This window comes from Pseudomonas mandelii (assembly GCF_006438925.1).
GTDB classification, from domain to species: Bacteria; Pseudomonadota; Gammaproteobacteria; order Pseudomonadales; family Pseudomonadaceae; genus Aquipseudomonas; species Aquipseudomonas mandelii_C.
Genome location: NZ_RCZA01000007.1, coordinates 36733 through 58011, shown reverse-complemented (window position 1 = coordinate 58011; position 21279 = coordinate 36733). Strand labels below are relative to the sequence as shown.

At 58.9% G+C, this 21279-nt stretch carries 21 protein-coding genes and 1 pseudogene; 11 read left to right on the top strand and 11 right to left on the bottom strand.

Annotated elements, in window-relative coordinates; translation table 11 throughout:
• Positions 1–21: 21 nt before the first annotated feature.
• The 4 genes from EAH74_RS17120 to EAH74_RS17105 form a co-directional block, all read right to left on the bottom strand.
• Positions 22–762 carry a Mut7-C RNAse domain-containing protein gene (locus EAH74_RS17120; RefSeq protein WP_140679982.1) on the bottom strand — a complete coding sequence of 247 codons (741 nt, stop codon included), beginning with the start codon at positions 760–762 and terminating at the stop codon, positions 22–24.
• A gap of 58 nt (positions 763–820) precedes the next feature.
• On the bottom strand, positions 821–1222 hold the full coding sequence (locus EAH74_RS33375) for a hypothetical protein (protein WP_140679981.1): 402 nt from the start codon (positions 1220–1222) through the stop codon (positions 821–823).
• A 230-nt stretch (positions 1223–1452) separates the two neighbouring features.
• Positions 1453–1875 carry an MAPEG family protein gene (locus tag EAH74_RS17110; RefSeq protein ID WP_140679980.1) on the bottom strand — a complete coding sequence of 141 codons (423 nt, stop codon included), beginning with the start codon at positions 1873–1875 and terminating at the stop codon, positions 1453–1455.
• Positions 1876–1955: 80 nt separating this feature from the next.
• The gene (locus EAH74_RS17105) at positions 1956–2909 is read right to left on the bottom strand and encodes a diiron oxygenase (RefSeq protein ID WP_140679979.1); all 954 of its coding nucleotides are present in this window, start codon (positions 2907–2909) and stop codon (positions 1956–1958) included.
• Positions 2910–3107: 198 nt separating this feature from the next.
• Here EAH74_RS17105 and EAH74_RS17100 point away from each other — a divergent pair, with 198 nt between their 5' ends.
• The 4 genes from EAH74_RS17100 (at position 3108) to EAH74_RS17080 (ending at position 7252) form a co-directional block, all read left to right on the top strand.
• Entirely contained in the window at positions 3108–4064 is a 957-nt protein-coding gene (locus EAH74_RS17100) for an AraC family transcriptional regulator (RefSeq protein ID WP_140679978.1), read from the top strand.
• Positions 4065–4220: 156 nt separating this feature from the next.
• Complete coding sequence (locus EAH74_RS17090; RefSeq protein WP_140679977.1) at positions 4221–4967, top strand: tetratricopeptide repeat protein; 747 nt, start codon at positions 4221–4223, stop codon at positions 4965–4967.
• Between the two features lie 293 nt (positions 4968–5260).
• Positions 5261–6409 (top strand): L-threonine dehydrogenase, encoded by a 1149-nt coding sequence (yiaY, locus tag EAH74_RS17085; protein ID WP_140679976.1) that lies wholly within the window; start codon positions 5261–5263, stop codon positions 6407–6409.
• Between the two features lie 264 nt (positions 6410–6673).
• Complete coding sequence (locus tag EAH74_RS17080; protein ID WP_140679975.1) at positions 6674–7252, top strand: eCIS core domain-containing protein; 579 nt, start codon at positions 6674–6676, stop codon at positions 7250–7252.
• Here the strand turns inward: EAH74_RS17080 and EAH74_RS17075 are convergent.
• The 5 genes from EAH74_RS17075 to EAH74_RS17055 all read right to left on the bottom strand — a co-directional run bounded on the left by EAH74_RS17075 (position 7221) and on the right by EAH74_RS17055 (position 10876).
• Complete coding sequence (locus tag EAH74_RS17075; protein WP_140679974.1) at positions 7221–7931, bottom strand: class I SAM-dependent methyltransferase; 711 nt, start codon at positions 7929–7931, stop codon at positions 7221–7223. The genes EAH74_RS17080 and EAH74_RS17075 overlap by 32 nt on opposite strands.
• Positions 7932–8016: 85 nt before the next feature.
• Positions 8017–8709, bottom strand: a complete 693-nt coding sequence (gene arsH, locus EAH74_RS17070) for an arsenical resistance protein ArsH (protein ID WP_140679973.1) — start codon at positions 8707–8709, stop codon at positions 8017–8019.
• Between the two features lie 12 nt (positions 8710–8721).
• On the bottom strand, positions 8722–9192 hold the full coding sequence (locus EAH74_RS17065) for an arsenate reductase ArsC (RefSeq protein WP_008154752.1): 471 nt from the start codon (positions 9190–9192) through the stop codon (positions 8722–8724).
• Positions 9193–9221: 29 nt separating this feature from the next.
• Positions 9222–10505: an arsenic transporter gene (locus EAH74_RS17060; RefSeq protein WP_140679972.1), complete on the bottom strand. Its 1284-nt coding sequence runs from the start codon at positions 10503–10505 to the stop codon at positions 9222–9224.
• A 23-nt stretch (positions 10506–10528) separates the two neighbouring features.
• Positions 10529–10876 (bottom strand): metalloregulator ArsR/SmtB family transcription factor, encoded by a 348-nt coding sequence (locus EAH74_RS17055; protein WP_140679971.1) that lies wholly within the window; start codon positions 10874–10876, stop codon positions 10529–10531.
• Between the two features lie 296 nt (positions 10877–11172).
• Between EAH74_RS17055 and EAH74_RS17050 the strand changes: the two genes are divergently transcribed.
• Complete coding sequence (locus tag EAH74_RS17050) at positions 11173–11754, top strand: DUF2214 family protein (RefSeq protein ID WP_140679970.1); 582 nt, start codon at positions 11173–11175, stop codon at positions 11752–11754.
• Positions 11755–12047: 293 nt separating this feature from the next.
• Here EAH74_RS17050 and EAH74_RS17045 read toward each other — a convergent pair whose 3' ends face one another.
• Positions 12048–12347: a hypothetical protein gene (locus tag EAH74_RS17045; protein WP_140679969.1), complete on the bottom strand. Its 300-nt coding sequence runs from the start codon at positions 12345–12347 to the stop codon at positions 12048–12050.
• Positions 12348–12656: 309 nt separating this feature from the next.
• Here EAH74_RS17045 and EAH74_RS17040 point away from each other — a divergent pair, with 309 nt between their 5' ends.
• The 6 genes and pseudogenes from EAH74_RS17040 to EAH74_RS17015 all read left to right on the top strand — a co-directional run bounded on the left by EAH74_RS17040 (position 12657) and on the right by EAH74_RS17015 (position 20425).
• Positions 12657–13679, top strand: a complete 1023-nt coding sequence (locus EAH74_RS17040) for a helix-turn-helix transcriptional regulator (protein ID WP_140679968.1) — start codon at positions 12657–12659, stop codon at positions 13677–13679.
• Between the two features lie 195 nt (positions 13680–13874).
• The gene (locus EAH74_RS17035) at positions 13875–15743 is read left to right on the top strand and encodes an amidohydrolase (protein WP_140679967.1); all 1869 of its coding nucleotides are present in this window, start codon (positions 13875–13877) and stop codon (positions 15741–15743) included.
• Between the two features lie 18 nt (positions 15744–15761).
• Positions 15762–17505, top strand: a pseudogene (locus EAH74_RS17030) (amidohydrolase).
• A gap of 110 nt (positions 17506–17615) precedes the next feature.
• The gene (locus EAH74_RS17025) at positions 17616–18356 is read left to right on the top strand and encodes a TorF family putative porin (RefSeq protein ID WP_140679966.1); all 741 of its coding nucleotides are present in this window, start codon (positions 17616–17618) and stop codon (positions 18354–18356) included.
• Between the two features lie 50 nt (positions 18357–18406).
• Positions 18407–19810 carry a purine-cytosine permease family protein gene (locus tag EAH74_RS17020; protein WP_140679965.1) on the top strand — a complete coding sequence of 468 codons (1404 nt, stop codon included), beginning with the start codon at positions 18407–18409 and terminating at the stop codon, positions 19808–19810.
• 156 nt (positions 19811–19966) lie between these two features.
• On the top strand, positions 19967–20425 hold the full coding sequence (locus tag EAH74_RS17015) for a GNAT family N-acetyltransferase (protein WP_140679963.1): 459 nt from the start codon (positions 19967–19969) through the stop codon (positions 20423–20425).
• A gap of 15 nt (positions 20426–20440) precedes the next feature.
• Here EAH74_RS17015 and EAH74_RS17010 read toward each other — a convergent pair whose 3' ends face one another.
• Positions 20441–21244 (bottom strand): protein kinase, encoded by an 804-nt coding sequence (locus tag EAH74_RS17010; protein WP_140679961.1) that lies wholly within the window; start codon positions 21242–21244, stop codon positions 20441–20443.
• Between the last annotated feature and the right edge of the window lie 35 nt (positions 21245–21279).

Below are 21279 nucleotides of genomic sequence, written 5' to 3'. Positions count from 1 at the left end.
CGAAAAAGTCGATGCGCTCGGCTATCGGTCCAGCAGAGGGGCCAGCAGTGCACACATGCCGCGCCAGTGCGAACCCTCCCAGTAAATCCGCTGGCAGGCGTCGCAGCGCAAGAAGTGCGAATAGAGGGCGCCAACGCTTGGCGGCACCTGCGGCCGGGCCAGTTCCGGGCTGATCTCGCGCAGCGGCAGGTTGCAATGAAGGCACAGGCTGAATGGTCGCGCGCTACGCGCCAGGTCGAGGCGCTCGTACAATTCGCGCAGCTGCAGCGACGGTTTCAGGGCATGCACGTAACAGCCGTGGCTGATGATTCGCCGCTTGAGCAGATCGCGGTCGCGGGTTAGCACGATGCGTCCTTGCTGCGCAGCGATCTCGGCGATCTCGCCATCCTCGAAGCCATTGTCGTAGAGGGTGTCGAAGCCGCTCATGCGCAGCAGGCTGGCCAGCCCGCCCAGGTGCGCATCAGCGACGAAGCGCAGCACCCGTAAAGGATGCGCACGAACCTTTAGCAGCGGGCTGATGTCCAGCGCTTCGAACTTGGGATACACCGCCAGCCGGTCACCGTCGAAGATCACCCGCTCGAGGCCCACCGACTCGCCGTTGAGCAGCACCAATTCGACCTCCGTGTGCGGTATCCCGAGCGCCTCGATCATGTGCTTGACCGTCGCCCCTCGTGCGCACTCGCAAGTGAATGACTGCCGCCGCCGTTCGGCCGGCAGGAAATCGTTGAGCTCCTCGTAGAAGCGGAAGGTTGCACGGGTCATGCTGAACAGTATGGCAGGGCTACAGGATGAGCGAGTCTAGTCCGGACATCGTCTGCGCCTAGCGACGATAGTAGCGGGGATCGTCCTCGTAGCGGTGCCGCATGGCCCGATCCTGGTGGCGGTCCCAATCACGATCGCGTTCGGCTTCTCGGCGGGCTTGCTCTCTACGCCACTGGTCTCTACGCCAGTCGTCTCGGCGCCAATCGTCTCTACGATCGTGCCAACGGCCGTCACGCCAGTATCGGTCGTCATGGGCAAGCAACGGCCCTGGCTGCTTGCCGGCCATACTGGCCAAGGTCGGCCAAGGGTTGCCGGCGGCCTGGGCAGGAGCCTCAACGGCTGTGACTTCTGTTGCGAAAACAGGGGTTGAGGTCTTCATCTGTGTTGCTGATGCCGAGCCCACTGCCGCGAACGCGGCGAACAGGCCGAAGAGCACCATCCGTGGGTCATGAAATTTCATGAGCGAAGACAACCTCTGATAGACAATCGGACGTGTGGCCATCTGGCTGCGGGAAGCCTGCGGGTTCGCGCTTACCGAGCGGATGTGCCTATCCACATAGACAGATAAATAGGGAAAAGTTCTAGGGAGCCACTGCTTAAATAGCCAACGTTGTACGTCCAGAACTGTGCTACAGCAGCGCGCCCTTCGGTGATCGACGGGCGCGCTGTGCCGATGATCTATTTGAGTATTCAGGTGCCGTAACAAGCGGCTATAACAATGAGCGCTAGAAAACAGACCAACTGCACGCAAAAGAAGGTAAACCGAACCGCCACGAACGTATCGGTTTGCACATGGGATACGTGAACCAGAGACTGGCACACGCGAGCGATCAGGACGATTATGGACAAGTAGCTCACTGCAGGGCCGTCGACACCAAGGGCTGAAATCACGAACACGATGACGCCAAAGACCGGCAGATTTTCCACACAGTTTGCGTGTGCTCTTGTCCCGCGCTGATACCAATCCTCGCCTTCGAGCTGATCGCTTCGGAAAGAAGCAATCGGAACATTCGAGAACAGGATTCTGACCCAGCGATACACCCCGACGGTTGCCATCAACAACAGTAAAGTCCAGGTCGCAAATCCAAGCAGCATCCACATCGGAATCGTCATGGCTGCCATCCTCAATCAATCATTTTCGGCACGTCATCCCACTGTCGCGCGACCGACGCGCGGTCGGTCGCCCCTGTCGATCAATTGCTCATGATGGGTGCCAGTGCGGCCTGAATCCTGGACATCTGTGCGGGTGTTGTCATGCGCGTAAGCAGCCGGCCAAAGTGTGGATGCTGCACGCCCGAAATAATGTATTGCCAGCGGTAGGCGCTCAGCACGCAGGCTTTGATTTGCGCTGTCTCATCGACACTGAACGATCGTGAAACATTTCGAATAAAGTAGTCGGCATCGGACGCCGATTGTGCCTGCAGGATTGCGTCGACGGCTGCCACCAGCGCAATCAGATCGCTCACTGCCTGCTCGTGCTCGGCTGGCGAGAGTTTTGCGTGTTCCGCCTTCCACTCCAGCTCATCGAGTACGACGTGCCGGCTTTCATCCTTCCAGTGAAATTTGAAGACATCCTTGAACAGTGGGCACAACTCCTCCCGCGGGGCGATGCTTTGCGTGTAGTGCGCCTGAACAAACAGCTCGATATGACAGGTCAGCGCCAGCACCGACCAGGTACTGGCCTCAAGTACCGAGCGCGCCACATCGTTTGGATCGGCAACCTGGCGATATCCGGCTGGCAATTGCGAACCAATCATTGTCTCCATGCGCCGGAACAGCTCCTGGTGCTTGATCTCGTCGTTGGAAAAGCGCACCAGCGCTTCGAGTGCGAGCTGATCGTCAAACACATGGGCTCGGCCTTGATCGAGCATTTTGGCACTGATAAAACGCTCGACCAGGCCAAAGATATACGCATAGGTTCGGCCCTGAATCTGGCTAAGCAGGCGCGCCTCGTCCGCAGTAAGAAAGGTCAGGCGGTCGATCCGCGATAGTCCGTCGGGCAAGAATTTGCGCGAGAAGTCGAAGCTGCGCTCCTGTAGCAAATCGCGATCGATCTGCCATTCCGCTTTTTTCGATGATCTGACAAGTTGAGCATAACGGGCGGCGTTGCCCGAATCTGAGCTGGTTATGGTAGCGACGGTGTTCATATCGATCTCCTGCTTCCCTGGTCGAGTTGGAAGGGGCCATTACGGTTAACGTCGGAGCCAATGAGCATGGGTTAAGCCTCTTGGGACAGCTTCGATCACCGAGTCCGCGTTGGTGCTAATCTAGGCCTTGCAGTTCAGGCGGCGAATGACCAGTGCGCCTGATTACATGCTCCGGACTCCGGAAAGGAGGGCTGGCAATTGTTGGATGCGCTTTCTGATGTCTTGCGTGTGATTCGGCTGTCTGGAGGGGTCTTCCTCGAGGCGGAGTTCACTGCGCCCTGGTGCATCAGCGGAAGAATCTCAGCAGACGATTGCAAACCGTTCCTGGCGGCACCTCGACATGTCATTGCGTCGCATTTTGTCGCCGCGGGGCACATGCAATTACGAATCGACGATGGCGCCACCCTCGACGTGCGGGCAGGCGAACTCATTCTGCTTCCTCGCAATGACGTTCATACTTTTGGCAGTGACCTAAGCATTGCGCCCATGTCGGGGCGCGAAGTTATTCAGCTGCCGGAAGTCGGCGGCATTTCAAGAATCAAGTACGGCGGGGGCGGCGAGGCCACACAGTTATTGTGCGGATTCCTCGGCTCTGAAACACCGTTCAGTCCGCTGCTTTCGTCGCTGCCTTCCTTATTGAAGTTAGATGTCCGCGCGACGGCTTCGGGAGCCTGGATTGAAAGCTCATTCCGTTTCGCTGTCAGTGAGATTGCGGCGGGGCGAGTCGGCTCGGCTACGGTCATTGCCAAGCTATCCGAATTGCTGTTCGTCGAAGCCATCAGCCAGTATGTCGCGAGCCTCCCGGCTGAGCGGCGCGGGTGGCTGGCGGGTTTGCGAGATCCGCATGTCGGGCGCGCACTGGCGCTGCTCCATGCTCGTCCAACCGAGGGCTGGACGGCAGAAGCCCTGGCGCTTGAAGTGGGCATGTCGCGCTCGGTATTCGCGGAGCGATTCACGGCATTGGTCGGACAGCCACCGATGCAATACCTGACGCTCTGGCGTATGCATGTGGCGGCTCAACACCTGCTCGAAGGTCGCGGTAATGTGGCGCAAATTGGCTTTGCGGTTGGCTACGAATCCGAAGCCGCGTTCAGTCGCGCATTCAAACGCCAGTTCGGCACATCACCCGGCACCTGGCGCAGACAATCCGCGTGAGCAGGCTGCGGATTCCACGCCTTCGGCAGTGGCCGTTGCAGCGGGAACTTAAGGGTACTGGCCAGGTCAACAGGGGCCCTGTATCGGCGATGCCGAGCAGCGCTGGTGGCCTGTTTATGGCAGTGCCGTCCTAGATCAGCCGAGTCCGCCCCCCTGATGCCAACCAAGAGTTTTCTGCCGGGTCTCATCCTGGTGTTCTGCGCCGTCGCGTCGCTTTGCTCGGTTGCTGCCGAGCGAAAGGCGCCCTCGCAAAGTAACAGCGCATCAACCACGCTAATCGAAACCGCCTCGCGGCAGTATGAAAATGGCCAGTTGGATCAAGCCGCTGCCACGCTGGAGCGTGCCCTGCATATCCAGCCGAACAATCCCGCGACGCTGCATTACCTTGGTGTGTTGCGTCTTCAGCAGGGGCAGTACCAGCAGGCGGAAACGTTGGCGGCGCGCTCGAACATGCGGGTTGGTCGCAACGTCGAGTTACGCAACCGCAACTTCCAATTGATCCAGGCGGCGCAGCAGGCCAAGGCTTCGAGTACCTCACCCAACGCCAAAGAGGACCTGGTCGCCGTACAGAAGGGGCTCGAAGAGGATGCTCAAAAGCGCCGCGAAGCAGAAATGGCCGCTGCTGAACAACTCAACGCTGGCAACTTCGCTAGCGCAAAGGCAGAGAGGGTATCGGATTCGCCGACGGCTGGCAGGCCACGGCCCGAAGGAGAATTGCCAGTGGCTTCCGTCGAGCCAGAGCCCGCGTACGATGAGGTTGAGATTCCCCGCGGCCATTGGCCGCCTCCGGGTAAATGCCGAATCTGGTTTCCTGATCGCCCGCCCGGGCATCAGCCCAAACCCGGCAAATGCAAGAAGCTGCGATATCGGGTTCCGTCAGGAGCCTACCTGGTGCACGGTTGAGTTTCTGAGTGTCCTGCGCATTACCTCCCAGTACTAAAGGAGGTGCCAATGAAAGCTAAAGGACCATTCCAGTCTGGCGTCATAGGTTTAGGGTTAATCCCATGATCAAAAGATACCGGCTGCGATGGCCCATTCACCTCTGCATCTTAAAACACTGTTCGCCTGAACACTTGATGTAGCACGTCTCCCGCTGAACGTCGTCAATGATGACAATCAGACCCGCCTCACAGCCTGCGATATGAGTAGAAGACCTCACCTGATTTCCGGGTTTCCAGAATAAAAGAGGATTTATCATGAGCAGCACCTTCTTCATTCCATCCGTGAACATGATGGGCATTGGCAGTCTCGACGAAGCGATGCTCGCAATCCGCAAATATGGTTTCCGTAAAGCCTTGATCGTCACTGATGCAGGCCTGGCCAAAGCCGGCGTGGCCGCCAAGGTAGCCAGCCTTCTGGCCCAGCAGGACATCAACTCCACCCTGTTTGATGGCGCCAAACCGAATCCGACGGTCAGCAATGTCGAGAAAGGCCTTGAGCTGCTGGGTCGCAGCGACTGTGATTTCATTATTTCCCTGGGCGGCGGTTCACCCCATGACTGCGCCAAAGGCATTGCTCTGTGCGCCGCCAACGGCGGGCACATCAGTGATTACGAAGGCGTGGATCAATCCGCCAAGCCACAGATGCCGTTGATCGCGATCAATACCACCGCCGGCACGGCGAGTGAAATGACCCGTTTCTGCATCATTACCGACGAAGTCCGGCACGTGAAAATGGCCATCGTCGACCGTAACGTCACCCCACTGTTGTCGGTCAACGATCCTTCGCTGATGGCGGGCATGCCCAAAGGCCTGACCGCCGCCACCGGCATGGACGCGCTGACCCACGCTATCGAAGCCTACGTGTCGACTGCGGCAACGCCGATCACCGATGCCTGTGCACTTAAGGCCGTGGAATTGATCTCGGCCAACCTGCGCACTGCCGTTGCCCAGGGTGACGACATGACAGCCCGGGAAAATATGGCCTACGCTCAATTTCTTGCCGGCATGGCCTTCAACAATGCTTCGCTGGGCTATGTCCACGCCATGGCGCACCAACTGGGTGGGTTCTACGACCTGCCCCACGGCGTCTGCAATGCGATCCTGCTGCCCCATGTCGCCAGCTTCAACGCCAGCGTATGCCCGGCCCGGTTTAAAGACATCGCCAACGCAATGGGTGTCGACACCCAGCATCTGGATGCGGAAAAAGGCGCCGCCGCGGCCATCACCGCCATCCGTAAACTGTCTTCGGATGTCGGTATTCCGAGCGGCCTCGCCGAACTGGGCGCCAAGGCCGACGATATCCCGATCCTGGCAACCAATGCCATGAAGGATGCCTGCGGCTTTACCAATCCGCGTCCTGCGAATCAGGACGAGATCGAGCAGATTTTCCATACCGCGATGTAACCGGTGTGAAGTGACGCCAGCCAGATCAAAAGCCCCGCCTTCGGTTGAAGTGCGGGGCTTTTGTTGGTACGCCTTGGACGAAAGCTGCCTCTGGCTATCATGCTTGAGTGGGCGCCTGTATCTCATAAATGCGAGGCATCTGTGGGGTTTGTTGCTTCCTGCGATTATCTTGGGGGCGCTTCGTTCGGGACTACGCTAAAGCCATGCGGATCGTCGATTAACTGTGACCCACTGTTCGCGCTGCGTCCGTCCCTGGAGCGCCCAATGTCGCCCATCACCACGCGCCTGGTGGCGCTGTTTGTTCTTTGCCTGACTCTTGACGTGTCAGCCCAGACCAACGCCTGCCCACCTGGCGAGAAACAAGTGTGCCTGGACGGCTGCATCTGCCTACCAGACCTGGTGCCTGATGGTATCTACCAGATCGCGGCACCTGCCCTGACGCTGTGGCTGACCCAAGCCCGCGCTGAAGCAGCCAGCGCCGGCATCCAACCCATTCCACCGCACATCCGGGAACAACTGCTGCGCTGGTACGACCCCAGCGTCCTCGACGCCGCGAGCTACAAAGTGAGCGACAACGGCCAATTCAGCGCCGCCAATGCCATGCTGCAAAACCCCGATGTCGGTGCCGTGACGCTGATCGACATCATCCTCTTCCGGGACGCTCAATCCGCAGAGCAGGACGTCGCGCTCTGGGCTCACGAATTAAAGCATGTGCAGCAGTATCAGGAATGGGGGGTAGATGGATTTGCCCAGCGGTATACACAGGATTTCAATGCTGTGGAGGCGCCGGCTTATGCCATACAGGCTGAGGTCAGGCGGTTGGTGAGGGAAGGGAATTACTGAAGAGTAGCGAGCCCCGCTGCTCGGCCACCAACAGCAATGACTGTGGCACAGGACTTTGCGGGTGCTGCGGCTCCTGCAGGGCGGCCAGCTGAAAACCGGCCATGTCCAGCGCAATGAGCCAACTGGACAAGGAGCGGAAATACCACGGCATGGGTTGCCATTGCCCCTTGAACCCAGTGAAGGTCTCTTCCCGCCAACCATCCTGATAGTCGCCCGCGGCCGCGGTCCACGGATGCAGCGTCTGGATCACCAGCGCGCCGCCCGGGGCGAGCAGGGCGTTCATGGCCGCGAGCAGAGGGATGATGTCCTGGTGCAGCAGCGCGAAGTTGGCGCAGATCAGGTCATAGTCGCGGCCGATGTCCACCTTCGCTTCCACCAACGCTTCATAGCTCGCCAGATGCACCTGCGCAGAGCCCGCCGCCCGCGCCGCCTCGACCAGCGTTGCATCGCCATCCACACCGACCGCCTCGATGCCCCGTTCAGCCAGCGCACGCAACAACCAGCCCTCGCCGCAGCCCAGGTCGAGCACGCGCTCGGGCTGGCGGCCCAGCACCGCCAGCAGGATTGCCTGGTCGGTGACCTTGAGGCGGCTTTCGATGGCGCCGGTGCGGATGGCTTCGATCCAGGATTGGGCGTTGTGGTGCCAGCTGTCGAGGAGGGTGGATTCGGGGGCGGGCATATCGGTGACCGGAGTTGTTGGTTGGATAGAAGGATAGGACAAGTGCGGGTGGATCGCAGACGCTTTACTGGCTTCATCCCAGCTTTCAAATCGACCGTTGATTCACCCGCTGAGTCAGTTCTTCCGCTGACTCCTTGCGTTCGGAGTAGCGATCAACCAGGTCCGGGCGCTCGCGCAGCAGCAGCGTGAACTTCACCAGTTCTTCCATGACGTCTACCACCCGGTCATACAGCGAGGACGGTTTCATGCGGTTGCCTTCGTCAAACTCCAGATAAGCCTTCGGCACGGAAGATTGATTAGGGATCGTGAACATACGCATCCAGCGTCCCAGCACGCGAAGCTGATTCACCACGTTAAAGGATTGGGAACCGCCGCTGACCTGCATGACGGCGAGCGTTTTTCCTTGGGTCGGGCGAACGGCGCCCAGGGCCAGCGGCACCCAGTCAATCTGCGCCTTGAATACGGCAGACATTGAGCCGTGGCGCTCGGGCGAACACCAGACCTGTCCTTCAGACCATTGCATCAGCTCAAGCAATTCCTGAACTTTCGGGTGATCGTTGGGTGCGTCATCCGGTAGCGGTAGTCCCGATGGATTGAAGATCCGCGTCTCTGCACCAAAGTGTTCGAGCAGACGGGCTGCTTCTTCGACCAGCAACCGACTGAATGACCGTGCGCGGGTCGACCCGTACAGCAACAGGATTCTTGGCTTGTGTTGGCCGTCGTCACTGGCAATGGACTGAATCAATGACGCGTCGAGATTAGGCAGTGAGTGGGTCATAGGGGGCTCCAGTTACAGGGTGCTGATGCGGTCGAGTTCGCGTTTCAGTGCATCGCGATCAAGTTGGGCGAAGGGCAGGGCGAGGAACGCCCGGCAGCGCGTTTCGATGCGCGCAAGCGTCGAGTGGAATGCAGCGGCGACGACGGTCTCATCACCCTTCACCTCTGATGGATCCTCCAATCCCCAATGGGCCTTCAAAGCCGGCCCGAAGTAGACCGGGCACGCCTCACCGGCGGCCTTGTCGCAGACGGTGATGACAATGTCCGGCGGGTTGGCCTCGAAGGCGTCGTTGCCTTTGCTGCTTAACCCGTCGATCGCAATCCCGGCCTCTTGCAACGTGGTCAGGCTGCGCGGCAGAACCTGTCCTTTGGGGAAGCTGCCGGCGCTGATCGCCTGGAAGCCTTGCGGTGCGAGATGATTGAACATCGCTTCGGACAAAATGCTGCGACAGCTATTGGCGGTACACATGAACAGAACGCGCATGGCGACTCCTCTTTCCAGACGGGCAAGTGCTAAACGCCCAGGCGCAAGGCCAGGGCAGATAAGGTGATGAACAGAATCGGCAGCGTCAGAACGACACCCACCTTGAAGTAAGAACCCCAGGTGATGCGGATGCCCTTGCGCTCCAGAACGTGCAGCCAGAGCAGTGTTGCCAGGCTACCGATAGGCGTGATTTTCGGGCCCAGATCGGAGCCGATGACATTGGCGTAGATCATGGCCTCACGCACCACGCCGGTGGCGTCACTGGCCTGAATCGACAGCGCACCCACCAACACCGTAGGCATGTTGTTCATGCCGGATGACAGCAACGCCGTGAGAAAACCAGTCCCCAACGCGGCGCCCCAGATGCCGAATTCGGCAAAGTAGTTCAGGGCTACCGTCAGATAGGTTGTCAGGCCAGCGTTTTTCAGCCCATAAACCACCAGGTACATGCCTAGCGAAAAGGTTACGACCTGCCATGGCGCTTCACGCAACACACGTCGGGTTGAAATCACATGCCCACGCGCCGCAACGGCGAACAGCATCGCGGCGCAGACAGCCGCAATGACACTGATCGGAATGCCCAGAGGCTCCAGCGCAAACAACCCAATCAGCAACAAACCCAGAACAATCCAGCCGACGCGAAACGTCAGCGGGTCTCGCACGGCACGTCGTGGATCTTGTAGGTCATCCAGTGAATAACGTTCGGGTATGTCACGACGGAAAAACCAATACAGCACCCCCAGAGTGGCGCCTACGGCAACGAAATTGACCGGGACCATGACCGAAGCGTACTCGCTGAAACCCAGGCCGAAGTAGTCGGCTGAAACGATATTGACGAGATTCGACACCACCAGGGGCAGGCTGGCCGTGTCGGCAATAAAGCCCGCCGCCATGACAAACGCCAGGGTAGACGCGGGCGAAAAGCGTAATGCGAGCAGTATTGAAATTACGATGGGGGTCAATATCAGCGCCGCACCGTCATTGGCAAACAGGGCGGAAACGGCTGCGCCCAGTAGCACCGTGAAAGCGAACAGGCGACGACCATCGCCCTTGGCCCAACGTGCCACATGCAGTGCGGCCCACTGAAAGAAGCCTGCTTCATCAAGCAACAAACTAATGATGATGACCGCGATAAACGTAGCGGTGGCGTTCCAGACAATGCCCCACACCAGTGGAATATCGTCCAGCGTCACGACGCCTGCAATCAGTGCAAGAGCAGCCCCCAAGGAGGCGCTCCAGCCGACACCCAGTCCCTTGGGCTGCCAAATGACCAACACAATGGTGACGAGAAAAATGGCGAACGCAGTAAACATGAGCAGTCTCGACGAGTGATGGGTCAGCAGCAGGCGGCAGTGTTGAGAGGGCGGTCGCCCATCGCTTCGAGTCGAGCGCAATTGTCCTCAAGCCAGTCGGCGTTGGCTTCCAGGGTTGTCTCAAGAAGGGTGCGAACCCACTTTGGCAGTTCGGGGTTGAGCCGGTAATACACCCACTGACCCTGACGGCGGTCTAGCAGCAGGCCACATGCCCGGAGCTGCGCGAGGTGGCGGGAGATTTTGGGCTGACTGTCATTCAGGGCGCAGACCAGTTCGCAAACGCATAACTCCCCCTCACGGGTGATCAACAAGGTGGCCCGCGTGCGAGTTTCGTCGGACAGGCATTTGAATACGGCGGCAGGGTTCAGCATGGAGGCGTCTTCAAGACATGTGGTTATCCGAATATACGGTTATCCATATGTATCGAGCAAACCAAATCAGATCGACGTCAGGAAGACGATCTGTCGGAAGTGACTTTGCAAAGGGGCTTGAATCAGTGAATGGCTGCTTCTGGGCCTTTTGCTGTCTGTCGCGACAGTTGTGTCGCGGTCGGTGCCAGCCTAGGAATGAATGCTCATCTTGAAAATGCAATTGCAAATTTGTATCATTCGTTTTCAATTAAGCGAAGCAGGGAACGCAGCGCCAAAACAATAATAAGGTCAAGGCAATGCTCAAAATGCTTCTCGTATACGGTCATCTGCTCGCTACGTGTATTGCCCTGGGGAGGGTGTTGCAGGCGGATCACAAGCTTTGGAGTTGGCGCAAGGAAATACTGGACCAGGCGAGGCTTGAGTACCTTGATGAAACTCAGAGGATCGTCAGCCTCGCACTGCTGGCCCTTTGGGTAAGCGGACTGTTGCTGGTGCTTCAGGGTTATCTCAATGAAGGCGACGCGTATCTGCTCAATCAGAAACTCTGGGCCAAGGTAACTGTCGTCGCGCTGCTTAGCCTCAACGGTGCATTACTGCATCGAGTCGGCTTCCCGTTGCTGCAAAAGGCTCCATTCGTCGCACTGCGCAGTGCAGGCCGCACGCGGCTCGCCTTGTTGGGTGCGCTTTCCATGAGCGGTTGGCTATTCGCCGCTTTCCTGGGGGTGGCTCGAGCCTGGAATCACGTGTTGCCTTATCTACATGTGATGGGCGCATTCGCCGCATTCTCGTTACTGGCTTGTTGCGTGGCACTTGCAGTTGCCGGTAGGGCGGGCAGTGTCGGTGCACAAAAATCCTCGGTACCGGGTAGCTATCAATAATGTGCAGCTGGCTCTGAGGGATCGTACGGAAACCGCAGTTGCTCGTTATTGCTGCAGATTTATGGCCGTGCCGGTTGGCTGGCCGCTCCAATGGGCGGCCGGGAATTCACTGGACATTGCATTCGATACGGAGATGACTGCGCAACTCCAAGCGGAGGTGCATCATGCTGCTCAAGAAATGTTTGTTGGCTCTGGCAATTGGCGTGTTAGTCAGATGCCTTCGGTCATGACGCGACTGGCGTTCGGTCAAGTGGTTGACCGCGAACCGAACGATCCGCTTCACTGCCGCTCTATTAATTTTTGCACTCCGCCATCACCACTTTGCAGGTATCGGGCGTGCCACCGGATCGGCCGGCATAGCGTATGCAATTGTCCAGGGATTTTTTGCGTGCCATGTTCAAGCTGGAGCCCCAAGCCAGGCCGCCCTCGCCGGCGGTGGGTAGCGCTTTTGCATAGCAGCTGTCGCCTATGTTTGAGGCCGAATAGCGAGCCGTGGCAGCTTTGCCTGCACATCCCGCTGTCAGCGCCAGGTTAATGGCGAGCAGGGAGAGCAGGACCCATGACGAGCAGTGGCGCGCAGTTTTTCCGGTCATCCCATCTCCCCTGTATCAAGAGGCTAGAGGCATGTTTGTGGTCGTGTTCTATTCAGATTAGACGGTGTTGTGCCTGCCCTTGGGTCGGTTTAGCGGAAATAGCGCATTTGGGTCATTCTTGCTGACAGCCGGAGTAAACCGTACGACAGCGAGCGGCGATCCGTTTGCGCACGGCGTGGCCTTCCGGCGCTATTGCCAAAAGCTGCCAGTCACCAGAATTCTCCCGCAACAACACCGCTCGCTGGACGCCATAACCGCGCCTATGGCATCGTCTAAAAAATACGCCATGTAGTAAACAGGATAAAAACAATGGAGGAGGGTGATGAGGTCGGCGCCAAGGCGTCGATGGCCACGCTGACAGCGTTCAATCGTTGCGTGTTGCACCTGGGGCGCCTTGCCCGAGATCGCGGCGCCTCCCAATTTATTGCCGACGGCCTGCAGGCATTTAGCCAACTGGTGCCCTTCGCTTCGGCATGGTGGGGCGAGATGTCTGCGTCAGGCGTCAATGCGCCTCCCAAAAGCTGGATGCACGGGCGAATCAATCTGCCCGAATCGTTTGCCACCGAATGGCACAAGAGTGCGGGTGACGACAAATTCTCCCATGACACCTTGAGTCGACCCGGTGAGGTGGTGCGCGACAGCGGGTTCACCGACCCTAATGAAGAAGTGGACGCGTTCGCTCGGCGCCACGACCTCTACCACGTGATGTGCATCACCTTCGAGTTACCCGAAAGCGGCTTGATGTTCTTCGTCTGTCTCTACCGTGGCGGTGATGCTTGTGCGTTCAATGACAGTGAGGACGGATTGTTTTCGGCGTTCTGCGACCATCTGTTGCAGCTGTGGCGGTTCCAGGTGCAGGACATGATTCGCTGCGACACGGGCAACGGGGCGAGTGACTTCGGGGTCGCCCGGATGGACGGCAGTCTGCTGTATGTGGGCGCAAGTCTGTGCGCCGTCATTCAGCGGGAGTTGCCCGGGTGGAGCGGTTCAATGCTTCCCTTTGATGTCATCGCACAACTGCAAAAGGCGCCCTGCGTGATTCGCCTGGGTCGCACTGCAATGACGCTTAGCCCCAACGCCGAGCACGTCATCCTGTCACTCGAAACACAGTCGCACGGGGCAGTGCTGGCGCCACGCGAGCGCACGGCGGCGATGCTGTTCGCCGCCGGCCATTCCTATAAGGAAATTGCCAAAATCCTTGCACTGAGTCCGGCCACAGTGCGCACCTATCTGCGCAACTGCTACTTGCAGCTCGGCGTGAAGAGCAAAGTGGAACTGGGTTCTGCCCTGCGTTCGCCGACTTCGCTTGCGCAAACTGCACGTCGTAATTAAGCGCAGCGACTTAAGCCACAACGCAGCTGCTACAAAGTATGCGTTGCTGCTCAACTGACCGGTATTTGCCTTACCCCTCCTCATTTGTGGAGGTCCATCCGACCGCCGCGCTCTATAGGGTATGCCCTGCATATCAGGGGCTTGCGGCCGTCCGTTCGGGCCACTTCCAAAACTATAAAAACAGAGGTGAGGCAGTTGAAATTTTCCAGGCTATTTATCGCCGTTGCCGCGACAACGGCATTTTCCTGTGTGGCGCTGGTCGGGTGTCAGACACACGCTTCGACAGGCGCCGACATGGTCATGCGCAACGGCTATGTCTACACCGTCGACGGCAAGAATTCCGTGCAGCAGGCGATCGCCGTCACGGGCGGGAAGATCGTTTATGTCGGCAGTGATGCAGGGGTTTCCTCTTACATCGGCACGCAGACACAGCTGATCGATCTGACCGGCCGCATGGTTATGCCGGGCTTCATTGATGCACACATGCATCCGGGAGACGGCGGTCGCGCCATGACCTTGTGCGACCTGAAATACCAGACGATGACCCGCAAGGTTTTCCAGGAAACCATTCAGGCGTGCCTGGATGCCGACAAGGACAAAGGCCCCGATGTCTGGCTCGAAGTGGGCAGCTGGGACCGCATTGGCATGACCGGACTCGACGGCGATCCCGACAAGTCGACACTGGACGCGCTCAAGACCAACCGTCCGATTCAAGTCCGTTCCACCGACTTCCATACGGTGCTGACCAACTCGCGCGGTCTGCAAGTGGCCGGCATCAACAAGCAAACGGCCAATCCCGGCGATGGCAAGTACGTGCGCGACAGCGCCGGCAACCCGAACGGCATCTGCGAAGACGGAGCCGCCGAGGCCATGGCCGCCGTGGTGCCGCCCGCCACCGACGCCGAGAAACTCAATCAGACCCGCGCGGCGCTCGACGCCATGCGCCAGCAAGGCATCACCAGTTTCTTCGATGCCTTGTCGGGGCCGGAAAACGGCAAAGCGTTTACCACCCTGCAGCAATCGGGTGAGCTGACGGCCCGGGCCTTGTTGGCGATCAAACTTGACCCTGCGGCCGCCGCTGCCGATCCGGACAAAACCATCGCCGAGGCCAAGGCACTGGCCACCACTTACGACCAGGGCGAAGCGAAACCGGCGCCGGGCGTGAGCATGCGCCACGTCAAATTGTTCATGGACGGCATCATCAATGCGCCGGCGGACACTGGTGCCATGTTGACGCCGTACCTGCACAACGCCGGCACCGATACGGCGCCGAAGTGGACACCCGGCAAGAACACCGGTGAGCTTTACTTCCCGCCGCAAGTGCTCAACCCGCTGCTGCTGAAGGCCGTTCAGGCCGGCCTCGATCCGCACCTTCACGCCACCGGAGATCGCGCGGTCCGTGACTCACTGAACGGCATCGAATACGTGCGCCAGCAACTGCCTGGCAATGGCTTCCGCCCGACCATTACTCACAACGAGTCGGTGGACCCTGCCGACTACGCGCGCTTCAAGGCGCTCGACGTGACCGCCAATATGTCTTTCCAGTGGGCCCAGCAGGCACCCTCTACGGTCGACGGTACCAACGAGCATTTGGGGGCTACGCGATTTGCCCGCATGGAGCCTTCCGGCAGCATCGCTCGTGCCGGCGGCCGCGTTGCGTATGGCAGCGACTGGCCCGTCGACCCGCTCGACGAGTTCCTGGCGCTGAAGATCGGTGTTACCCGCTCAGGCGATCCGCTGAACCCGCACAGCTACGGCCCCAAGTATGCGGGGAGGCTGAATGCCGCCCCGGCGCTGTCGCGCTCTGAAGTGCTGCGCACCATCACCATGAACGCTGCCGAGCAGCTGAAACTGGACGCTGTGGTCGGCTCAGTCGAGGTGGGCAAGTTCGCCGACTTGATCGTTCTGGACAAGAACTTCATGCAGGTGCCCGAGGAGGAGTTGGCCCGCAATGACGTGCTGCTGACGGTCGTGGGCGGCCAGGTCGTATGGGCCAAGGCGCCGTTCGTTGACCTTGATCCGAAGGCGTTGTCCCAGGCATCAGCCGCCCGCCCAGCCCAATAAAAACAAGAGAGTGTTCCGATGCAGCGATTTATTCCAAACCTGTTGGCCGCAGCCCTGGCTTTTTCTTCGGTGCAAGCCATGGCCGCCGCTGACCTGGTGTTGTTCAACGGCAAGGTCTTCACCGCCGAACCCGGTCAGGGACTGGTCCAGGCGGTGGCCGTGCAAGACGGCAAGATTCTCAAAGTGGGCAGTAATGCCGAGATCAACGCCCTGGCCGACACCGGCACGCAACGGATCGATCTGGCGGGCAAGGTGCTGATGCCGGGAATGATTGATACCCCACAGCCACCCGGTGGTTGCCGCCTTCAACAGCATGGGGGCCAACCTGCTCGACGAGGTCAAGCCATTGCCGGCGCTTGAACAGTGGATTATCGAACAGGATCAGGCGGGCATTGCGCGGGCCGGTGACGTGATCAGCATCGCCGGGGTCAGTTCGGCCTATTGGGACAAAAGCCGTGAGCTGGGCCAGCGCTTCAATCAGGGACGCTGGGTGGATCAACCGGTGGTCCTCAGCGGGATCGACGGCCACACCGGCTGGGCCAACAACGCCATGCTCAAGCGTCTGAAAATCGACGCGACATTGGTAAAAGGACTCTCGGAACAGGATCGCAGCTTTGTGGGGCACGACGGGGATTTCACCCCCAATGGATATTTTGCCGAGTCGCGCTGGGACCAGGTACGCAGCCAGATCCCCGCGCCCAGCGACGAGGTCATGTTGAAAGCCGCCCGCGAGGCAGTAAGGGTCAACAATCAATACGGCGTCACCGCCTGGATGGACGCGGCGGCGAATGCCGGCAGTGGCGATTCGTTGTTCGATTTCAAGGCAACCGAGCAGAGTTACGGCGTGCTGCCGCTTTACCGCGAACTGGCAGAGAAGGGCGAGCTCAATGCCCACGTCGCCGCGCTGCTGTTGGCCAACCCGAAAAGCCGGCCGGCCGACCTGGAAGTGCTGGCCAAGGTGATGAAGAAATTCGAGGGCGTACCCAACCTGAGTTTTCCTGGCATCAAGGTCTTCGCTGACGGCGTTCTCGAGTTTCCGGGGCAGACCGCCGCGGTCATCGTTCCCTTCAAGAACAGCCAAAAGAACGGTCAATTGCTGATCGACCCCGCGCACTTCGGTGAGTTGGTCGTGGCAGCAGAGAAGCGTGACTGGATTGTGCACATGCATGCGGTCGGCGACCGTGCGGTGCGTGAATCACTCAATGGTTTTGCCTACGCGCGCAAACTCAACCCGACACCGGTGGCTCATAGCATCAGTCACCTGCAATTGGTCAACCCGAAAGAGTTTCCGCGCTTCAAGCAACTTGGCGTGATCGCTTCCATGCAATTGCTGTGGGCCACCGGCGAGAGTTACACCGTCGAGCTCGTCAAACCCTATATCAGTGCATTTGCCTACGGTTATCAGTATCCCGCCAAGTCCCTGCATAACGCCGGTGCGGTCATCGCCGGTGGCAGTGACTGGCCGGTGTCCAGCCCCAATCCATGGAACGCCATCGCTCAGGCCAGCACGCGCAAAGGGCCGCTGGGTGTGTTGAATGCCAAGGAAAGCATCGATCGCCAGACCATGTTCTACGCCTACACGCTCAATGCCGCCAAGGCCCTGCGCCTGGAGCAGCAGATTGGTTCGCTGACACCTGGCAAACAGGCCGATCTGATCATCCTCGACCGTGATGTCTTCAAGGTCAGCGATGACGAACTGTTCGACACCAAGGTCCTGAAGACCTTCTTCGCCGGTAAAGAGGTGTACGCGCCCGCGTCCTGACCCTCCGTTCACCCGCACCACGCAAAAGACGCCTGGCTCCTCGTATGACGAGGGGCTCGGCATCGCCGTGGCTGAAATAACCCGCACCTCCATAAAAATAAGAGACTTGTATGAACGCACGCTCAGTATTGACCCTTGCCACGCTTGTATTGGCACCCCTGACCACCCAGGCACTGCCACTTAACGATGACTTCAGCCTGGACATGACCCTGGGAGTCGTCAGCGACTACCGCACCCGTGGCATTTCGCAAACCCTGGGTGATCCGGCGGCTCAGGCCGGCGCCACGCTGCTGCACAGCAGCGGCTTGTACATCGGCGCCTGGACCTCGAATGTCGATTTCGGCGGCGAGTTCAAGACGCGCCAGGAACTCGAGTATTACGCGGGCTACTACTGGCAGGCGACCGAGGCCATCAGCCTCGATCTGGGGTACATCAAGTACGACTATCCAAAAGAGGGCCAATTCAACCTGAGTGAGGTCTACGCCGTCCTTGACGTGTATGGCGTGAAGCTTGGCGCTTACTACTCAAACGATACGCCGAACTTCTTCGGCGAGGACCAGGACACCCTTTACACCTACCTCAGCTACAAAATCGAATTGCCGGCCGACATCGGCCTGAACCTGCGCGTGGGTCGCAACGATGTCAAAGACCCGGCTTTCTGGTCCGCCAGCGGCGAAAGCCGTGATGCCTACCGCGAGTGGGAAGCCAAGTTGACCCGTGACTTCGTGGGCGTGACCTGGGGCCTTAGCTACATTGATACCGACCTGTCGAAAAGCGAATGCACGAGCTGGTACGGCTATGGCGATTTGTGCTCCGCCACTGTGGTTGCCAGTGCCAGTAAGGCGTTCTAAGCGTTCGAGTCCACACCATAAAAACAAGCGCCTCAAAGGAAAACAGCGTAATGACCAAGGTCAGCGATAGTCAGCAGCGAAGTCCCCTGATCGAGACACGTTCGATCGATTACATCCCCGAGGCCGAGCGTCATGGCAGCCTCTACAGTCAGTTCACCCTGTGGCTCGGCGCCAACCTGCAGATCACCGCGATTGTCACCGGTGCCCTGGCCGTGGTGCTGGGCGGCGATGTGTTCTGGTCGCTCATCGGCTTGCTGATCGGCCAGGTGCTCGGCGGGGCGGTGGTGGCCCTGCACGCGGCGCAAGGACCGAAGCTTGGGCTGCCGCAGATGATCTCCAGTCGTGTGCAGTTCGGGGTCTATGGGGCGGCCATCCCGATTGTACTGGTGTGCCTGATGTACCTCGGTTTCAGCGCCACCGGCGCAGTGCTGTCAGGGCAGGCCATTGCTCAGTTGATTCATGTCAGCGACAGCGCGGGCATCCTGATTTTCGCCTCCTGCATCGCGTTTCTGACGGTCTTCGGTTACCGGGTCATCCACGTGGTCGGCCGGGTGGCCAGCGTGCTGGGCATCATCGCCTTCGTCTATCTGTTTACCCGGTTGATGACCCTCAACGATATCGGCCTGTTGCTGGAAAACCGTCATTTCGGCTGGAGTACTTTCCTGCTGGCGGTGTCGTTGTCTGCTTCCTGGCAGATCGCCTTTGGCCCTTATGTGGCGGACTATTCACGCTACCTGCCGAGCAAGACTTCGTCGTGGAAGACGTTTGCTGCCGTCGGGCTTGGAACGGTGCTGGGTGCCCAGGCGTCCATGGTGCTGGGAGTGTTCGCCGCGGCGTTGGCCGGTGCGAACTTCCGCGGTCATGAGGTGGCGACCATCGTCGGGTTGGGCAGCACCGGTGTGATGGCGTCCCTGCTTTACCTGAGCGTGGTGTTCGGCAAGGTCACGGTGTCCACGCTCAACGCTTATGGCAGCTTCATGTGCGTGGCCACCATCATCAGTGGTTTCCGTAGTCGTCTGGAGATCTCCGCCCGGCAGCGGATGGTGTTTGTGTTGGTGATTGTCGCGGCGTCCACCACGCTCGCGCTGCTGGGCCAGTACTCGTTTCTCAACACCTTCAAGTACTTCATCCTGTTTTTGCTGACCTTCTTCACACCGTGGAGCGCGATCAATCTGGTGGATTACTACTTCATCAACAAAGAACGCTATGACATCCCGGCGTTGTCCGACCCGGCGGGCCGTTATGGTCGCTGGAACATGCGCGGGATCAGCGTGTATGTCGTGGGTGTATTGATCCAGTTGCCCTTTGTCGATACGCACTTCTACTCCGGGCCGATGGTCGCGCAGCTCGGCGGTGTCGATATTTCCTGGATCGTTGGTCTGGTGGTGCCGGGGATTCTTTATTACGGGCTGGCCAGGACATCAATGCCGGCGGTGGCTCCTGCGCGGAACTGAAAGGCCTTAAGGATTGGGTGAATCCCAAAAGATCGCAGCCTGCGGCAGCTCCTACAAGGGACGGCGTACACCTGTAGGAGCTGCCGCAGGCTGCGATCTTTTGATCTACATTCCCTGTTCCCGTACATCAAATCAATCCGCAAGGAGACGGTCAACATGGACATCCAGGCCCTGCGCGCCGACGCATCCCACCTCGATAAAATCGCCAGCCTGTTCGACGCCTATCGAGGTTTCTACGGCCAGCCGTCGAACCTGCCGCAGTCTCGCGACTTCATCGCCGAGCGCATTGCCCGGGATGAATCCGCGATCTTCTTCGCCCAGGCCCCCAGCGGAGAGGCGCTGGGTTTCGTCCAGTTGTTCCCGACGTTCTCCTCCATCGACGCGCACCGCACCTGGCTGCTCGGCGACCTCTTCACAACACCCGCCGCCCGAGGGCAAGGGGTCGGCAGGTTGCTGATGAACACTGCGCGAGCCTTTGCATTGTTGACCGGCGCAAAAGGCATGGTGCTGGAAACGGCCACGGACAATGTCGGCGCGCAACGGTTGTATGAATCCTTGGGCTATGTGCGCGATACGGGTTACTACACCTACTGCCTCGATTTGAAACAAGGCTGAGGCAATCGCTGCCGGTTACATCAGTTCGCGCAGGGATGCCGCTTGGGCCTTGGGGCACGTGAGGATGCGGTAACGGGTGCTTCGGGAAACATCACGGTCCCGAAAGCGTTCATACACCGCCTGGAAAACTGCACGGTTCAATGCTGGGTGCTGATGCTTCAGGTAGCGTTCACAGCACGCGTTGTAGTGTTCAACCGATATGAACTTGTTGAACCAGAAGCGATAGAAGTAACCCAGCAGAAAACCCAGCCTGCCATCGGGGCCGATCAGGATATTCTTGGGGTGCGGGTACATGTGTAAAAACCCCTCGACCAGCGTCCGCCCAAACAGTTGGAAAATGTCCGACAGCAGCGTTTGTGTCTGCTCGGGTTGGGCGATCAGTCGATCATCGACGCTGCAATGGTTGTCGAAAAAACTGACCAGCAAATACTCTTCCTTGAGAAAAGGAAAACGTCCGACATGGCCGAATTCAGCCACTCTTGGCGACGATTCTGACTTGGCGGACACAACGGACAGATTGATGAATTCGTTGGTCAGGTCATGCAGCCCGAACACACGCTTGAGGCCCAGGAAATTCTGCAGCTGCTTTTTCCAGTGGGTCAGACGGTTGTGTTTCAACACCCATTTACGCTCACCTTCAAGCAGGAACACGCTGCGGGTTTTTTCGGGAATATCCAGCAAGGCATGTTGATCCGGCTTGGCAAAAAAACGCTGAAGCACCGTCACCAGTTCGTTCTGATCAGATGGATCTAAATGGAACGTGACGTCAGCAATCTTTTGCTGATTCATAGGGGAAGTAAGGTGTCTGAGGTGACGCATGTAAAGTCCCTGCTAAATGCTTTGCGGTCCATAAA

What these genes read in the sequence shown, in the direction of transcription:
- EAH74_RS17120 (WP_140679982.1), bottom strand. Translation starts at nt 762, where the DNA reads ATGACCCGTGCAACCTTCCGCTTCTACGAGGAGCTCAACGATTTCCTG.
- EAH74_RS33375 (WP_140679981.1), bottom strand. Translation starts at nt 1,222, where the DNA reads ATGAAATTTCATGACCCACGGATGGTGCTCTTCGGCCTGTTCGCCGCG.
- EAH74_RS17110 (WP_140679980.1), bottom strand. Translation starts at nt 1,875, where the DNA reads ATGACGATTCCGATGTGGATGCTGCTTGGATTTGCGACCTGGACTTTA.
- EAH74_RS17105 (WP_140679979.1), bottom strand. Translation starts at nt 2,909, where the DNA reads ATGAACACCGTCGCTACCATAACCAGCTCAGATTCGGGCAACGCCGCC.
- EAH74_RS17090 (WP_140679977.1), top strand. Translation starts at nt 4,221, where the DNA reads ATGCCAACCAAGAGTTTTCTGCCGGGTCTCATCCTGGTGTTCTGCGCC.
- yiaY (WP_140679976.1), top strand. Translation starts at nt 5,261, where the DNA reads ATGAGCAGCACCTTCTTCATTCCATCCGTGAACATGATGGGCATTGGC.
- EAH74_RS17080 (WP_140679975.1), top strand. Translation starts at nt 6,674, where the DNA reads ATGTCGCCCATCACCACGCGCCTGGTGGCGCTGTTTGTTCTTTGCCTG.
- EAH74_RS17075 (WP_140679974.1), bottom strand. Translation starts at nt 7,931, where the DNA reads ATGCCCGCCCCCGAATCCACCCTCCTCGACAGCTGGCACCACAACGCC.
- arsH (WP_140679973.1), bottom strand. Translation starts at nt 8,709, where the DNA reads ATGACCCACTCACTGCCTAATCTCGACGCGTCATTGATTCAGTCCATT.
- EAH74_RS17065 (WP_008154752.1), bottom strand. Translation starts at nt 9,192, where the DNA reads ATGCGCGTTCTGTTCATGTGTACCGCCAATAGCTGTCGCAGCATTTTG.
- EAH74_RS17060 (WP_140679972.1), bottom strand. Translation starts at nt 10,505, where the DNA reads ATGTTTACTGCGTTCGCCATTTTTCTCGTCACCATTGTGTTGGTCATT.
- EAH74_RS17055 (WP_140679971.1), bottom strand. Translation starts at nt 10,876, where the DNA reads ATGCTGAACCCTGCCGCCGTATTCAAATGCCTGTCCGACGAAACTCGC.
- EAH74_RS17050 (WP_140679970.1), top strand. Translation starts at nt 11,173, where the DNA reads ATGCTCAAAATGCTTCTCGTATACGGTCATCTGCTCGCTACGTGTATT.
- EAH74_RS17045 (WP_140679969.1), bottom strand. Translation starts at nt 12,347, where the DNA reads ATGACCGGAAAAACTGCGCGCCACTGCTCGTCATGGGTCCTGCTCTCC.
- EAH74_RS17040 (WP_140679968.1), top strand. Translation starts at nt 12,657, where the DNA reads ATGGAGGAGGGTGATGAGGTCGGCGCCAAGGCGTCGATGGCCACGCTG.
- EAH74_RS17025 (WP_140679966.1), top strand. Translation starts at nt 17,616, where the DNA reads ATGAACGCACGCTCAGTATTGACCCTTGCCACGCTTGTATTGGCACCC.
- EAH74_RS17020 (WP_140679965.1), top strand. Translation starts at nt 18,407, where the DNA reads ATGACCAAGGTCAGCGATAGTCAGCAGCGAAGTCCCCTGATCGAGACA.
- EAH74_RS17015 (WP_140679963.1), top strand. Translation starts at nt 19,967, where the DNA reads ATGGACATCCAGGCCCTGCGCGCCGACGCATCCCACCTCGATAAAATC.
- EAH74_RS17010 (WP_140679961.1), bottom strand. Translation starts at nt 21,244, where the DNA reads ATGCGTCACCTCAGACACCTTACTTCCCCTATGAATCAGCAAAAGATT.